This is a genomic window from Paenarthrobacter sp. AB444, from assembly GCF_028736865.1.
Taxonomy (GTDB): Bacteria; Actinomycetota; Actinomycetes; order Actinomycetales; family Micrococcaceae; genus Arthrobacter; species Arthrobacter nicotinovorans_B.
Genome location: NZ_JAQZBY010000005.1, coordinates 150,031 through 164,730 on the forward strand (window position 1 = coordinate 150,031; position 14,700 = coordinate 164,730).

Genomic DNA, 14,700 nt, shown 5'->3' on the forward strand with positions numbered 1-14,700 from the left:
GCAGTTGGATCAACTGCCGGGCCGCTTTTCAAGCGAGAGGACGCTTAGGCGTAGGCGTTCACCAAACGGACCGCGCCGCCGTCGACACCCTTGGCACCCTGGACGTAATCCGGACCGGTCTTGTCGATCGAGTCCGAGTTCTCCGTGACGGTACCCATGACCCAGGACGGCAGGCCGCGCTCGTTGAGGCGGGCGACTGCGGCGTCGGCAGCTTCCGGGGAAACGATCGCAACCATGCCCACGCCGAGGTTCAGCGTACGCTCCAGGTCGGCCAGCGGAACGTTGCCGAGCTCGGAAACGAGCTTGAAGATCGCAGGGAGCTCCCACGTGGCGCGGTCAACCGTGGCGACGAGGCCCTGCGGGAGGACGCGTGCCAGGTTTGCGGCCAAGCCACCACCGGTAACGTGGCTGAAGCCGTGAACAGCTGCTCCGGCGGAAACCGGGAACGTGCGGGCCAGGTCCAGGCAGTCGGCGGCGTAGACGCGGGTGGGCTCCAGGAGTTCCTCACCCAGCGTGCGGCCAAGCTCGGAAACCTGACGGTCCAGTGCCCAACCGGCGTGGTTGATGACGCGGCGGACCAGGGAGTAACCGTTGGAGTGCAGGCCGGAGGACGCCATGCCGATCACGACGTCGCCCGCGCGGACGCGGTCCGGGCCGAGCAGTGCGTCAGCTTCTACAACACCGGTGGCGGCACCTGCGACGTCGTATTCGTGCTCGCCCAGGAGGCCCGGGTGCTCGGCGGTTTCGCCACCCACCAGGGCGGTACCGGCCACGGAGCAAGCCGAAGCGATACCGCGGACGATGTCGGCGATGCGCTCCGGAACAACCTTGCCGCAGGCGATGTAGTCCGTCATGTAGAGCGGCTCGGCGCCCACAACAACGATGTCGTCCACCACCATGCCCACCAGGTCGAAACCGATGGTGTCGTGGATGTCCATGGCCTGCGCAATGGCCACCTTGGTACCGACACCGTCGGTGGAGGTCGCCAGGAGCGGCTTCTTGTAGGTCAGGAGCTTTGAGACGTCGTACAGGCCAGCGAAACCGCCGACGCCGCCAATCACCGACGAGTTATGGGTCGCCTTGACGGCGCCCTTCATGAGTTCGACTGCGCGGTCTCCCGCTTCGACGTCGACACCTGCCGAAGCGTAGGTGATGCCGGCGTTGTTTTCAGCGGCGGGGGTTGCGGAGGTCATACAGACTCTTTCTTGTCGGCGTCGGTCAAACGATCAGCGTCGGTCAGGAGGTTCTCGAATTCGGCGTCGGGCCCTGGATCGCAACCGGTGGCACCCGGCTTCTCGGCCGGATCCTCGGTTTCTTCAACGGAGTCTTCAGCAGGGGTGAGGCCACCCAGGTCGGTGCGCTCCAGCAGGTTCTTGCCCAGCTTGTCGGCGTGCGGCAGTTCGATCGGGTACTTGCCCGTGAAGCAGGCGGTGCAGAGACGTTCCCGAGGCTGCTGGGTGGCGCCGATCATGCCGTCTTCGGAGATGTAGGCCAGCGAGTCGGCGCCGATGGCCTGGGAGATCTCGTCGATGGTGGCGCCGTTGGCGATCAGCTCCGCGCGGGAGGCGAAGTCGATGCCGTAGAAGCAAGGCCACTGGACCGGGGGAGAGGAGATCTTGACGTGGACCTCTTTGGCGCCGGCTTCCCGCAGCATACGGACAATGGCGCGCTGGGTGTTTCCGCGGACGATCGAGTCGTCCACCACCACGATGCGCTTGCCGCGGATCACGGACTCCAAGGCGTTGAGCTTAAGTCGGATACCGAGCTGGCGCAGCGTCTGTGAAGGCTGGATGAAGGTACGGCCAACGTAGGCGTTCTTGACGAAGCCGTGCGCGAACGGAATCCCGGACTGTTCGGCGTAGCCCACAGCGGCGGGAGTGCCGGACTCGGGCACCGGAATGACGAGGTCTGCCTCGTGGGTGTTCTCGCGGGCCAACTGGCGGCCCATCTCCACGCGGGACTCGTAGACGGAGCGGCCGGCGATGGCGGCGTCGGGACGGGCCAGGTAAACGTATTCGAAGACGCAGCCGGCCGGTGTCGGCTCTGCGAAGCGCTGCGAACGGACGCCGTCCTCGTCAATCGCGATGAACTCGCCGGGCTCGATCTCACGGATGAAGCTGGCACCGACGGTGGCCAGGCCGGCCTGTTCGGAGGCGACAACCCAGCCGCGATCCAGGCGGCCGAGGCACAGCGGCCGGATGCCGTACGTGTCACGCGCTGCGTAGAGGGTTCCCTCGTCCATGAACACGAAGCAGAAGCCACCCTTGATCTTGGGAAGCAGCTCCAGAGCGGTCTGCTCCAGGGTCTTGCCCTCTTCACCTTCAAGGAGAGCGGTCACCAGTGCGGTGTCGGAGGTGTTGCCCTGCTTCATTTCGCCGGTCAGCTGGCCGTCGTTGCGCTGGAGGATCATTTCCCGGAGCTCAGCGGTGTTGGTCAGGTTGCCGTTGTGGGCCAGTGCAACCGTGCCGGTTGCTGTCGCGCCGAGGGTCGGCTGCGCATTTGCCCAGTGGCTTGCACCGGTGGTGGAGTACCGGCAGTGGCCCACGGCCAGGTGCCCGGTCAGGGTGTTCAGGGTTGTCTCATCGAACACCTGGGACACAAGGCCCATGTCCTTATAGACGTTGATGCGCTTGCCGTCACTGGTAGCGATACCAGCCGATTCTTGTCCGCGGTGCTGCAGCGCATACAGCCCGTAATAGGTGAGTTTTGCTACTTCTTCACCGGGAGCCCAGACACCGAAGACGCCACAAGCGTCCTGGGGGCCTTTTTCGCCGGGGAGAAGATCATGAGAAAGTTTTCCGTCGCCACGTGCCACTGGTCGATTGTCTCATGTTGTGGGCGTGGTACGTTCCCCCGCAGCCTATATGACCCCGCCCACCCCTACAGAAAAGGCGAAGATCAGGCGTGTCGGGCCGAAAATGCGGTGTGTCTCACATTGGCTCCCCCGCAAAAGGGCGGGACGGGCACCTGACTTAGCGGACGCCGTCGTTCTCTGGTCCCTCGTCCGGAACCGAATCCGGAACGGCCTCCACGACCGCACGCTCGGAGCGCTTGACGCTCATGCGGTCCAGGACCAGGGCCAGGATGGAGAAGAGGATGACGCCGCCGCCGGCACAGACGGTGAGGAAGAATCCGAAGACTGTGCTGGCGTCGAAGGCGGGATCTGCCGGGCGGCCGTAAGCGATGATTGCGGCCACGATTGCCCCCACCACCGCGCCCAAAATCATGAAGGGAACGAACTTGGGTGCCCGGCGAACAGTGATTTCGCGGCGGGCGGTGTTGGGGGTGGTGTCCTCTGAAGCCATGCCTTCAAGCGTACCGTTCCGCGTTTGGGTACAGATAATGCCCCTAAGAAGACTCCTTAAGGGCATTACCTGTACAAACTTGGCGGGTTAGCTGCCGCGGTACGTCGAGAAGGCGAACGGGCTCAACAGGAGCGGCACGTGGTAGTGCTCGCCGGCGTCGGAAACTGTGAAGTTGAGGTCCACTTCCGGGAAGAAGGTCTCAGTGCCGAGGCCTTCATAGTACGCGCCGGTGGCGAAGCTCAGGCGGTAGGCGCCACCCGGGATGCGCTCCGGGCCAAGGGTCTTGATGCGGCCGTCGGCATCGGTTTCGCCCTTGGCCACCAGGGTCCATTCGTCGCCTTCGCGGACGTAAAGCACGACGGCGACCCCCGCCGCCGGGCGACCGGAACCGGTGTCCAGGATGTGCGTGGTTATTTGTGAAACGCTCATGCGTTGGCTCCTTCGCTGACCAGGCCGGAGAGACGCAACAGCGCGATCTCCCGCAGCTGTCCGGCCACAATCGTGTCTTCTTCTTCGGGGGTGTGGTTGAGGCGCTCCTGCAGCGTGCTGAGGATTTCCTGGGCGCTGCGACCGGCGGCGCGGATCAGGAAGACGCGACCGAACTTCTCTTCGTACGCCCGGTTGCCTTCTGCCAGCGCGGTTGTCGTCTCGTTGTCCCCGGGGTCGACGCCGGCTTGTTCCGAACGCGACATGGCCGCCTCGGTGGTTTGTGCCTTGGGACGTTCACCGATGCGGGGGTGGTGGGCCATGGCTGATTCCACCTCGGCCGCAGTAAAGGGCTCGGCGGCGCGTTCGGCCTGGGCCAGGAGTTCATCGACGCTGGCGTAGGGGCGCGCGTCGACGACGGCTTCCACCCAGCGGCTGATATCCAGGCAGGGGGTGAGGGTCTTGATGGCCTCGTCCCGGTCGACGCTGTTGAATACTGCAAGCTCCATGCTTGTCATCCTCGTACAAAATGCTGGCATCCATGGTGTGGGCTATGCGGAACCCCCGCTTTCGGGAGGAAGCTTGTGCTTTCTGGCTTCCGCATCATGGAACTGTTATTTCAGCATACGTAATTCAGTTAAGCGGAGTCGCCCGGCTGGTGTCAAGAGACTACCTCGTGATGACGCCTCGTGCGCACTGTCAGATAGAGCCTGTGAGCGGTGATGACCAAGGCCAGCCAGGCAATGCCAATGGCCCACGCGGCCAGGACGTCGGTCAGCCAGTGGTGGCCGAGGTAGACCCTGCTCAGGCCCATGGTTGCCGCAAAGACGGCGGCGATGACTATGGTGATGACCCTTGCCCTGGCGGTCTTGACCCGCAGGATGATCAGGTAGGCCACGATTCCAGCGATCACGATCGAGTTCAGGGAGTGGCCGCTGGGGAATGAAGCCGAATGTTCGTATGGCGGGATCGCGTCCGCAAGATCGGGGCGTGTGCGGCCAAACAGCGGCTTTCCCAGGATGGTGATCAGGAGCGAACCCAGGCCGGCTGCGAGCATCAGAATGACCGGAGTCCACGAACGCCTGCGGGTTGCCAGGAAAATCATGATTCCCACCGCGATGAGTGGCATGCCAACGGTGCCGCCTACATTCGTATAGGCCGTGATGGCCGCATCTGCAGCAGGGGAGCGGACGGACTTGGCTGCTTCCAGCACGGGGTGATCGAAGTTCGCGACGCCGTTGGCTTCTGTGACGGACTCGTAGACTTCGCCGAAGGCCCATGCCAGGGCAAGCGTGACACCGAGGCCCACCAGGAGTGTGATGATGAGGGCTGCGTAGGGGCCCAGGAATTTGGTGACCCGCTCCGCGCCCTTGGCCAAGGTTCGGCCCGCCGGGGACTTCCACCGCGTCAGGTCCTGCCCGGCGACGAAGCGGTCCTGGTTTACTTCACCCCGTACGCCCTGTTCTGCGGGGCTGCTTCCTTCAGTCGTCACTCTCGTCCCCTATCGTGGCGGCTTCGATATTAGTGAGTAACCTTAGCATTTGCGCTTTGGAGTTCCCTTTGCGGGGCCTGATATGCGCCCCATGCCCGACTTTTGGCACGAAGAGCGGGCCTCACAACGGCTGCTGGGGCAGAATGACCTCAACTGAAGGAGTTCGCATGCCCGACATTCTGACATCCAGGTTCCTGTTCGGTCCCGGCCCGAGCAATTGCTACCCCGAGGCCATGGCCGCTCTGGCCTACCCGGTGCTGGGCCACCTTGATCCGGTGTTCATCGAGCGCCTCGACCACACCTGCGAGGGGCTACGGACCGTGTGGGGCACGGCCAACGCGCGGACCCTTCCGTTAAGCGCCACCGGTTCCGGCGGCATGGAAGCGGCGTTCGTGAACACCGTGTCCGACGGCGACGTAGCTGTCATCGCCGTCAACGGACTTTTTGGGGCGCGCATGTGTGAGGTCGCCCGGCGCTGCGGGGCGACAGTCATCCGGGTGGACCACGTATGGGGCCAGCCGGTCGATGCCGACCGTGTCCTCTCCGCACACCCAAACCCCACGGTCATCGCCGCCGTCCATGCAGAGACGTCCGTGGGCGTGATCTCGGATATTGCTGCCCTCGGAGCCGGGAAGGGCGACGCCCTGCTGATCACCGACGCCGTCACGTCCATAGGCGGACTGGACCTTCGGGCAGACGACTGGGGCATCGACGTCGGATACGCCGGCACCCAGAAATGCTTGGGCGTCCCGCCGGGGCTCTCGCCCTTCACGGTGTCAGATCGCGCGTTCGAGCGCCGCGTCAAGGATCCGCGCTCGTGGTACCTCGACATCGGTCTGCTCGGCGGGTACGTCGGGGCTGCCTCAGGCGCGCGGACGTACCACCACACCGCGCCCGTCACCATGATCGCCGGACTCGAGGCGGCCCTGGACCGGATCCTCGCCGAGGGCTTGGAGAACGTGCAGGCCCGGCACCGCGCCGCGGGCGCTGCTTTGCAGGGCGGACTGCAGGAGATGGGACTGGAACTGTTCGCCGCCGAAGGCTCACGCCTGCCGAGCCTCACCACCGTGAAAGTGCCCGACGGCGTCAACTCGGCAGCCGTCCGCGCTTACCTTTTGGAGCACTTCAGTATCGAGATCGGCTCCGGCGTAGGGGAGTTCGCCGACACGGTGTGGCGTATCGGCATGATGGGCCCGAATGCCAACAGTGCCTCTGTGACTTTGGTCCTGGGTGCGCTCAAAGAAGCCCTCGCAAAGGCCTGACGCTCGCTCACATCCCTCCCGCTTGAACCCAACGCTCTCTCACATCCCAAGGGTTTGAGTGCGTCGCTCTCTCACGTCCCTCGGGTTTGGGCGCAACGCTCGCTCGTTTTCCGCTGCGGTCGCCTGAATTCCCGGAGTCGCCTAACGTCCTGCGGCGGATGCCCGAGCGCCTCCACGCTGCGTCGCAAAGGTATTGAGCGAGGGTTCGGCCCAAGCGCGTGGGATGTGAGCGAGGGTTCGGCCCAAGCGCGTGGGATGTGAGCGAGGGTTCGGTTCAAGCGGGTGGGATGTGAGCGAGGGTTCGGTTCAAGCGCGGGGGGTGTGAGCGAGCGTGGGGCCGCAAGCGGGTGGGATGTGAGCGAGGGTCAGGTTTCGCGGGTGAGAATCCAGGTGTTGGTGCCGTCCTGGCGCTCGAACGTCACAGTTGTCACCAAAGCCTCGATCAGCGCCAGCCCACGCCCGGACTCGGCATCGGAATCCGGCATCGAGGCCTGCATATCGTCGGCGAACGGTTCCCGGGCATTAAAAGCGCTGACCCGGGCCACCAAGCGGGCAGGGCGCACGCTGATGTCGACGTCGATCTCCACCGGCTTCTCTGCCGCAGGGAGCGCGTGCTGCACGATGTTCGCCGCTGCCTCGATCACTGCTGTAGCGAACGTCATCCGGTCCATGTCCGGCACAAAAGAGGCGTCGTCCCACAGGGCGTCCAGCTCGTTGTGGATGGACTCGATGGCTTCGTCGTTGGAGGGCCCGTGAAATCCCCGGCGGGCGACTACATCAGTCATTGCCGAAAGCGTCTTCAGGCGTGGGGTAGGCCGTGAGGACCCGGTCCATGTTGGTCAGTTCCAGGACCATCTTGACCTGCGGCTGGACGGCGGCGATGCGCAGGTCCCCACCGGCTTGGCGGGCAGCTTTGAGGCAACCGATGAGCGCCCCAAGCCCCGAGGAATCCATGAAGTCGGTCTCGGCCAGGTTGACCACCACACGGCTCGAGCCGCCGGCAACAACTTCAGCCACCACTTCGCGAAGCTTGGGCGCGGCTACCATGTTCAGCCGGCCCACGCTCTTGACCTCCGCGTAGGCCTCCTTGACCTCGTAGCTAAACTGCATCTGCATTCCTTTCTTCTTGGTGCTCAGGCCCACTTTCAGGCACGAAACCCTTGTACAAAACTGCTTTGACCAGCACGCTCAGGACCACGAGGTCGAACGCCACCCACGCCACGTTCACCAGGGTGCCCAAGGGCTCCGACATGCCGGCGAGCAAGCGGATGAGGCCAACGATCAACGCCACGGTCAGCAGCACGGCCACGATGATCTGGGGCCGGATCAAGCTCCAACTTGGTCCGCCGCTCTGCCGCGCTTTGGGGGTGACCGCAAACCCAAGGGGACGGCCGAACCAAACGTTCCGTGCCGCCGTCGTGCAGGCCTTGATCCAGGTGGGGAACAGCGCAAGGCTGTACTGCTGCCCGCGCCAGGTGGGAATGCCGTGCCCGGCCACCAGGAAGAGCAACTGGTTCACCACCATGAACGGGATGAAGCGGATGAAGAAGTCGTAGCTGAGGCTGCTCACCGGGAGGATGCCAAGCGTCAGGTAGATGATCGGCGCGGCGAAATACACGACGGCGGCGAAACCGCTGAGGTAGCTCCACATCGTCGAGAAATACATGAGCCGCTGGCCCCAGGTGAGCCGGCGCTGGACCAGAGGGTTCTCGCGGAGCAGGACCTGGATGGTGCCTTGGGCCCAGCGGAGGCGTTGGGTCAGCATGGTCTTGATGTCCTCGGGCGCCAGTCCGTTGGCCAGGATTTCGTGGTGGTACACGCTCTTCCAGCCCAGGCCGTGCAGGCGCATTGCGGTTGCCATGTCCTCGGTGACCGAGATGGTGGCCAGGGGCATGATCGGCTGGGCTTCGTCGGTGCGTTCCACCGAGATGGCGTCCAGGACGGCGTGGACGGACTCGAGCGCACCCAGAGGGGACCAGTCGCGCCCTGACATACGGTCGACGGCGTCACTCGCCACGGTGGTGACGCCCGACTCACCGACGTGGGCAAGTTCCATCGCGGCGATTTCTTCGAGGTCCGATTGGAGCGCGGAGAAGTCGGCGGCCACAAGGGTGCGGACGGCGTCGTCCACTTTGCGGCGGACCCGGTAGGTGATCTCGCTCAGGGATGCTCCGGCTTCGAGTTCCTTCTGGGCGGATTCCGTGGCGGCCTCAACCTCGTTCAGCATCTGTTCCACCAGCGGGTTCTCGGCCTCGGGGGAGCGGCGTGCCTTCTTGATGGCGGTGCGCGAGGCCGCCAGGGCGCGGCGGATGCTCTTCTCCGTGGCCTTCACATAGCCAACCAGGCCCAGTTGCATGAGGGCCTCCCGGCGGAGGATGGCGTTGGAGCCGCAGAAGAACGCAGCGTTCCAGCCGTCCTTGCCCTGCTGGATGGGTCCGTAGAACAGGGGTGCCTGGCTGCCCAGGGGATCGTCGGCGGGGACGTTGATGAAGTACTGCGGGGTCTGGATCAGGGCCACACGGTCGTCGTTGAAGTAGCCCAGCGTCTTGTCCAGGATGTCCGGCTCGGGGATCTGGTCGGCGTCGAGAATCAACAGGTACTCGCCCGAGGTGATCATGAGCGCGTTATTGAGGTTGCCCGCCTTGGCGTGCCGCGGCATGTCAGGTGTCCAGTCAGCAGTGCGCGTCACGTAACCGATGCCGTGGGCTTCGGCGAGTTCGCGCATCTCAGGCCGGTTGCCGTCGTCGAGAATCCACGTACTGTGCGGCCAGGTGATGTCCTTGGCTGCCAGGGCCGTGGTCATCACCAGATCCAATGGCTCGTTATAGGTGGTGATGAAGACGTCCACGGTGGCCGTATCGGGGGCCGGGGGCGGTGGTTTGCGGAACTTGATGTTCCACACCGTCAGGCCGAACAGCATCACGTCGATCAGGCTGTACGTCTCAGCGAGCACCAGCGGAACCGCGATCCACCAGGCATCCCAGTTCAGCGACGCCATCCAACGCCACGCCACATAGTTAACGCCCAGAATTACTGTCAGGACTACGATCAACCGGGTCCAGAAACGTGTCAAAATCCCCCCTTTGTGGCTTTAGTTCGGTGCGTCAGGTTTACGGCGAACGACGACGGCGGTCACGTCGTCTTCGGCTGTTTCCGCCGGCGCCAGCTCCAGCAAGGCGGCGCAGACGTCGTCCGAGGTAGGTCCGGTGCGCGCCGCTTTCTCGACATTCCGCACAAAGTCTTCCAACGACTCATGGGCGTCCAGCACCCCGTCGCTGACAATCACCAGGGAATCCCCCGGCTCAAGTTCCAATTCAGAGGCCGGCCAGTGCTGGCCATCCATGATGCCGACGGGCGGACCTGCCGACACGAGCCTCTGTGCGGTCCCCTCTGCGGGGATGTGCAGCGCGAGCCCGTGTCCGGCGTCGATGTAGCTCAGCTTCCCGGAGGCGCTGTCCAGGCGTGCGTGGAACATCGTGGCGAAGGAGCCGGACTGGTCGAGGTCGGAGGCGATAGTGAGGCTGGCCGAGGCGAAGGCGTCATCGATGGCCGGGGTATCCGCCACGGAACGCATCACGGCCCGGACGGTGGCGGCGATCAGGGCGGCGCCCATTCCCTTGCCCATCGCATCGGCGAATGTCAGGTGCATGCCGTCGCGGGTCTGGTACCAGTCGTAGAAGTCTCCGCCAACGCTGCGGGTCGGACGGAAGGCGCCAGCGACGTCGTATCCTTCCAGCCGGACTGTTTCGCGCGGGAGGAGGCTTTGCTGCACGACGGCCGCCCGTTCAAGTTCGTCCACCTGGCGCGGGTCTTCCGCAGGGGCGGCGGGCGTCCGGGCCCGACGGAACAGGGCACGGATGCGCGCCTGGAGTTCCCTTGGGCTGAAGGGTTTGTTGATGTAGTCGTCCGCGCCGGTATCCAGGCCGTTGAGGCGGTCGATCTCATCGGCGCGGGCGGTGAGCATCAGGATGTATGCGTCCGAGAATTCCCGTAGGCGGCGGCAGACTTCCATGCCGTCGATGTCCGGGAGGTTGATGTCCAGGGTCACCAGTTCGGCGTTGGTCCTGCGGACGGCTTCGACGCCGGAAAGACCGTCCGGTGCCTCGGTCACCACAAAGTCGAGCTGCTCAAGGACCAGGACGAGGAGGCCGCGAATGTCGGCGTCGTCTTCGACAACGACGGCATGGCGCGGGGGCGAGGTTGAGACCATGGCTCAATTAACTAATGCTGCTGGCTATTTGTCACGTTTAGTCACGTCAAATGAAACGCCCGCTCATTTTTGGTGAGCGGGCGTTACAAGATTTGTGCAGTTATGTGAGCGGGCGATCGGCTCAAGCACGCGGGATGTGAGCGGGCGTCCGGCTCAAGCGCGCGGGATGTGAGAGAGGGTTAGACGCCCAGCAGCTCTTCCTTCAGCGCCTGGACGTGGCCCTGTGCGGAGACCTGGTACTGGGTGAGGCGGACAAGTCCTTCGCCGTCCACGACGACAGTGGAACGCACCAGGCCTTCGACGATCTCGCCGTCGACCAGCTTTTCGCCCCATGCGCCGTAAGCCAGCGCCACGGCGTGGTCTTCGTCGGAGAGCAGCGGGAAGGTCAGGGCGAAATCACCGGTGAACTTGGCCAGGGCTTCGGGGCCGTCGGGGGAGATCCCAAGGACCTCGTAGCCGGAGCCCTGCAGGCTGGCGAGGTTGTCGCGGAAATCGCAAGCCTCGGTGGTGCAGCCGGGGGTGGCTGCCTTCGGGTAGAAGTACACAATGACGTTGCGTCCGCGGTAATCGGACAGCGAGACCTTGTTGCCGTCGGCGTCGAGCAGCGTGAAGTCAGGTGCTTGCGTTCCGACGATGAGTTTCTGGGTCATGGCGATCCTTTACATTCAACCGGTGTGCACCGGCGTTTGGTCATTCAAAATAAAGCGGATTCGAGATGTAGAACAGCGAACCTAGATGCTGTATTCCGCGGGTCCGCGCACTGTGGCATAGGGGCCTGGCACGAACTGGTAGCCACCACCACGGACGGTGGCGACGGTGTGGCGCGCGGAGCCGAGCTTCCGCCGCACCCTTCCAACATAAACGTCGATCGAGCGAAAAGCCGCGCCGGGAAGGTCAAATGACTCCAGGAAACGTTGCAATTCTTCACGACTGATGGCCCGGGAGCAGTTCACCACCAAGTAGCGCAGCAGCTTGTATTCCATGCCAGTAAAGGAAACCGGCTCGCCATCAAGCAGGACTACTTCAGCGGCAAGGTCCACCGCAAGTTGGCTGCGACGGCTCGCCAACGTTACGGGCTCGACGGCGGTGCTGCCGCCTGCTTGGGTGCCCTCGCCGCCGTCGGACGCGGTCTTGGACCGGGCCTCCGCGAGGGCATCGGCGAGGGTGAGCGAGCCGTTGGTACCGGCGTCGGCGGCTTCCTGCGGAGTGCCGCCCCAGGAAGTGTCGCCGACGCCGGAGTGCTGTGCCCCGATGGCGGGCCAGATGCGGACTTCCGCCTCCGGGGCAAGTTTCATGGCGCGGGCCAGCACAAGTCGTGCTGCCCGCTCCCAAATTTCAGGATCCACGGGGTCGCCCTCGGCCGGGTTGACCCAGAGCGCGAGACCGTGTGCTGTCAGGCCTTGCTGCCGCGCGGCCCCCGGCGCTCCGTTGCTGGAGCGCCGGGGGAACCGTGCGGGCGGTGGCCCATAGGCATTGACTGCCATGGTGGTGGGCCTAAACGTTGCCGCGGCGGAGCAGCTTGCCGCCGGGGTTCTGGCCGTCGATCGGGGTGCCGCGCAGGTAGGTCTTGCGGACGACGCCGGCCAGCGGACGGCCGTCGTACGGCGTGATCGGGTTCTTGTGCTTGAGCTTGGTGACGTCCACAACGAAGGCTTCGTCCGGGGCGAAGATGGAGAAGTCGGCGTCGTAGCCCAGGGCGAGCTGGCCCTTGTTGTGCAGGCGGGCCAGCGCGGCGGGCTTCTCCGACATCCAAGCGACAACCTGCTCCAGCGGGATGCCGCGGTGGCGTGCTTCGGTCCAGATCAGGGACAGGCCCAGCTGGAGGGAGGAAACGCCGCCCCAGGCCACTGCGAAGTCACCGTTCTCCAGGTCCTTCAGGTCCAGTGTGGAGGGGGAGTGGTCCGAGACGATGCAGTCGATGGTGCCGTCCTGCAGGCCCTTCCAGAGGAGCTCGCGGTTGGAGGCCTCACGGATGGGCGGGCAGCACTTGTAGGCCGTGGCGCCGTCGGGGATTTCTTCGGCCATGAGCGTCAGGTAGTGCGGGCAGGTCTCAACGGTGAGGTTGACGCCGTCGCGCTTTGCCGAAGCGATCATGGGGAGCGCGTCGGAGGATGAGAGGTGCAGGATGTGGGCGCGGGCGCCGGTCCAGCGGGCGCGTTCGATGACCTCGGCGATGGCCTTGTTCTCGGCACCGCGGGGGCGGGAGGCGAGGAAGGTCTCGTAGTGGTCGCCGCCGGGGTGCGGGGCGCGGTCGATCGCGTGGGAGTCCTCGGCGTGGACGATCATGAGGGAGTCGAAGGACTTCAGTTCCTTCATGTCCTCTTCCATCTCGTCCGCGTCCAGGTGCGGGAACTCGTCCACGCCGGAGTGCAGGAGGAAGCACTTGAAGCCGAAGACGCCTTCGTCGTGCAGCGGGCGGAGGTCGGCCTTGTTGCCGGGGATGGCACCGCCCCAGAATCCGACATCCACGAATGCCTGGTCCTTGGCGACGACGCGCTTCTGCTCCAGGCCGTCCACGGTGGTGGTGGGCGGGATGCTGTTCAGCGGCATGTCGATGATGGTGGTCACGCCACCGGCAGCGGCGGCACGGGTGGCGGAGGCGAAGCCTTCCCACTCGGTGCGGCCGGGCTCGTTGACGTGGACGTGGGTGTCCACCAGGCCGGGGATGAGGGTTTCGTCGTCTGCGAGTTCGATGACCTCATTGCCTGTCAGGCCGTTGCCCAGGGGTTCGATGGCGACGATGACGCCGTCGCGGATGCCAACTTCGCGTGCAGCGAGGCCGGCAGTGGTCAGGATGCGCTGTCCCCGGATGACGAGGTCATAGGCGCCGATTGCTTCAGACATTGAGGTACTCCTTGTTTTCGGTCCGTTCCGCCAGGTACACGCCTATGTGCTTACCTAATTGTTCAAGCAACGGACCTGCTTCAGCGATACATTTTTGGACGTCTTTTTCCAGGTCGGTCAGGGCATGGACCGTGTGGAAACCGGCGTCGTTCAGTTGTTCCCGGCTCAGCGTACTCCGGCCGCAGACTGCGATCACGGGAACGCCCTGCCGCGTTGCTGCCCTGGAGACACCCATGGGGGTCTTGCCGAGCAGGCTCTGTTCGTCCAGGCTGCCTTCGCCGGTGATCACCAGGTCGGCGCCCTTCAGTTTGTTCTCCAGCTCAGTGAATTCGAGGACGACGTCGATGCCCGGCCGCCGCTCTGCCTTCAGTGCCGCTATGGCGATGTAGCCAACGCCGCCCGCCGCGCCTGCGCCTTCTGCTTTGGCCGCGAACTTGGCGTGTTGCCCGGTCGCTGCGGCGAGGACGTCGACGAAGTGGCTCGCGGCTGCGTCCAGTTCGGCGACGTCGTCCGGCGTCGCGCCCTTTTGCGGACCGAAGATGGCTGGGGCTCCGCTGGCCCCCAAAAGGGGATTGTCGACGTCGGACGCCAACACGAACTCTGTTGCTTCGATCCGTACGTCGAAGTTGGAGAAGTCGATGCTGTCGAGCTGGGCGAGGGCGGCGCCGCCGCCGGGGAGCTCGTTGCCGTTCTTGTCCAGGAAGACGGCGCCGAGGCCCTGCAGGACTCCGGCTCCGGCGTCGGTGTTGGCGCTGCCGCCGACGCCGAGGATGATCTTCCGGCAGCCGAGGTCCAGCGCGGCGCGGATCAGTTCGCCCGTGCCGATGCTGTTGGCGGTCTTGGCTGTTTTCGACGTGGGGCCCTCGGGGAGGAGGGCCAGGCCGGAAGCTGCCGCCATTTCGATGACAGCTTCCTCGCCGCGGATGGCGAAGTCGGCCTTGACCGGTTCGCCGAGCGGGCCGGTGACGGTGGTGTTCCGGCGGGTGAAGCCGGAGCCGATGGCGGCGTCGATGGTTCCTTCGCCGCCGTCGGCCACCGGAATGCGTGTTGCTTGTATGCCCTGGCCGAAGCCCGCCAGCAGGCCTGTTGCCAGGTGCTCGGCGACCTCGGGCGCGGACAGCGAGCCCTTGAATTTGTCCGGGGCGATGACAACACGCATTC

15 protein-coding genes are annotated in these 14,700 nt (G+C 64.8%); 1 reads left to right on the plus strand and 14 read right to left on the minus strand.

Annotated features, from left to right (window positions below; genetic code table 11):
* Nucleotides 1–44: 44 nt before the first annotated feature.
* From purM to PQ627_RS08620, 6 genes are all read right to left on the minus strand, one after another.
* Nucleotides 45–1,193 (minus strand): phosphoribosylformylglycinamidine cyclo-ligase, encoded by a 1,149-nt coding sequence (gene purM / locus PQ627_RS08595; RefSeq protein ID WP_274260070.1) that lies wholly within the window; start codon nucleotides 1,191–1,193, stop codon nucleotides 45–47.
* Nucleotides 1,190–2,815 carry an amidophosphoribosyltransferase gene (gene purF, locus PQ627_RS08600; protein WP_144661277.1) on the minus strand — a complete coding sequence of 542 codons (1,626 nt, stop codon included), beginning with the start codon at nucleotides 2,813–2,815 and terminating at the stop codon, nucleotides 1,190–1,192. The genes purM and purF overlap by 4 nt, the downstream gene beginning before the upstream one ends.
* 157 nt (nucleotides 2,816–2,972) lie before the next feature.
* Nucleotides 2,973–3,305 carry a hypothetical protein gene (locus tag PQ627_RS08605; RefSeq protein ID WP_144661278.1) on the minus strand — a complete coding sequence of 111 codons (333 nt, stop codon included), beginning with the start codon at nucleotides 3,303–3,305 and terminating at the stop codon, nucleotides 2,973–2,975.
* An 87-nt stretch (nucleotides 3,306–3,392) separates the two neighbouring features.
* The gene (gene uraH, locus PQ627_RS08610) at nucleotides 3,393–3,734 is read right to left on the minus strand and encodes a hydroxyisourate hydrolase (RefSeq protein ID WP_274260073.1); all 342 of its coding nucleotides are present in this window, start codon (nucleotides 3,732–3,734) and stop codon (nucleotides 3,393–3,395) included.
* Complete coding sequence (gene uraD / locus PQ627_RS08615; protein ID WP_274260075.1) at nucleotides 3,731–4,240, minus strand: 2-oxo-4-hydroxy-4-carboxy-5-ureidoimidazoline decarboxylase; 510 nt, start codon at nucleotides 4,238–4,240, stop codon at nucleotides 3,731–3,733. The genes uraH and uraD overlap by 4 nt, the downstream gene beginning before the upstream one ends.
* 152 nt (nucleotides 4,241–4,392) lie before the next feature.
* Nucleotides 4,393–5,223 carry a phosphatase PAP2 family protein gene (locus tag PQ627_RS08620; RefSeq protein ID WP_274260077.1) on the minus strand — a complete coding sequence of 277 codons (831 nt, stop codon included), beginning with the start codon at nucleotides 5,221–5,223 and terminating at the stop codon, nucleotides 4,393–4,395.
* A gap of 167 nt (nucleotides 5,224–5,390) precedes the next feature.
* On the opposite strand from PQ627_RS08620, the gene PQ627_RS08625 reads away from it, so the two are divergent.
* Complete coding sequence (locus tag PQ627_RS08625) at nucleotides 5,391–6,485, plus strand: pyridoxal-phosphate-dependent aminotransferase family protein (RefSeq protein WP_274260079.1); 1,095 nt, start codon at nucleotides 5,391–5,393, stop codon at nucleotides 6,483–6,485.
* A gap of 365 nt (nucleotides 6,486–6,850) precedes the next feature.
* Here the strand turns inward: PQ627_RS08625 and PQ627_RS08630 are convergent, their stop codons facing one another.
* From PQ627_RS08630 to PQ627_RS08665, 8 genes are all read right to left on the minus strand, one after another.
* Nucleotides 6,851–7,270, minus strand: a complete 420-nt coding sequence (locus PQ627_RS08630) for an ATP-binding protein (RefSeq protein ID WP_274260081.1) — start codon at nucleotides 7,268–7,270, stop codon at nucleotides 6,851–6,853.
* Nucleotides 7,263–7,595, minus strand: a complete 333-nt coding sequence (locus tag PQ627_RS08635; RefSeq protein ID WP_274260226.1) for an STAS domain-containing protein — start codon at nucleotides 7,593–7,595, stop codon at nucleotides 7,263–7,265. Before PQ627_RS08635 ends, PQ627_RS08630 begins: the two co-directional genes overlap by 8 nt.
* Nucleotides 7,585–9,558 carry a glycosyltransferase family 2 protein gene (locus PQ627_RS08640; RefSeq protein WP_274260083.1) on the minus strand — a complete coding sequence of 658 codons (1,974 nt, stop codon included), beginning with the start codon at nucleotides 9,556–9,558 and terminating at the stop codon, nucleotides 7,585–7,587. The genes PQ627_RS08635 and PQ627_RS08640 overlap by 11 nt, the downstream gene beginning before the upstream one ends.
* An 18-nt stretch (nucleotides 9,559–9,576) precedes the next feature.
* A complete protein-coding gene (locus PQ627_RS08645; protein WP_274260085.1) occupies nucleotides 9,577–10,695 on the minus strand; it encodes a PP2C family protein-serine/threonine phosphatase in 1,119 nt (372 codons plus the stop codon).
* Between the two features lie 179 nt (nucleotides 10,696–10,874).
* Complete coding sequence (gene bcp, locus PQ627_RS08650) at nucleotides 10,875–11,345, minus strand: thioredoxin-dependent thiol peroxidase (RefSeq protein ID WP_144661287.1); 471 nt, start codon at nucleotides 11,343–11,345, stop codon at nucleotides 10,875–10,877.
* 81 nt (nucleotides 11,346–11,426) lie between these two features.
* Complete coding sequence (locus PQ627_RS08655; protein WP_274260088.1) at nucleotides 11,427–12,179, minus strand: winged helix-turn-helix domain-containing protein; 753 nt, start codon at nucleotides 12,177–12,179, stop codon at nucleotides 11,427–11,429.
* A 10-nt stretch (nucleotides 12,180–12,189) separates the two neighbouring features.
* A complete protein-coding gene (gene allB / locus PQ627_RS08660; RefSeq protein ID WP_274260090.1) occupies nucleotides 12,190–13,539 on the minus strand; it encodes an allantoinase AllB in 1,350 nt (449 codons plus the stop codon).
* Entirely contained in the window at nucleotides 13,532–14,698 is a 1,167-nt protein-coding gene (locus PQ627_RS08665; protein ID WP_274260092.1) for a glycerate kinase, read from the minus strand. The genes allB and PQ627_RS08665 overlap by 8 nt, the downstream gene beginning before the upstream one ends.
* Nucleotides 14,699–14,700: the final 2 nt, after the last annotated feature.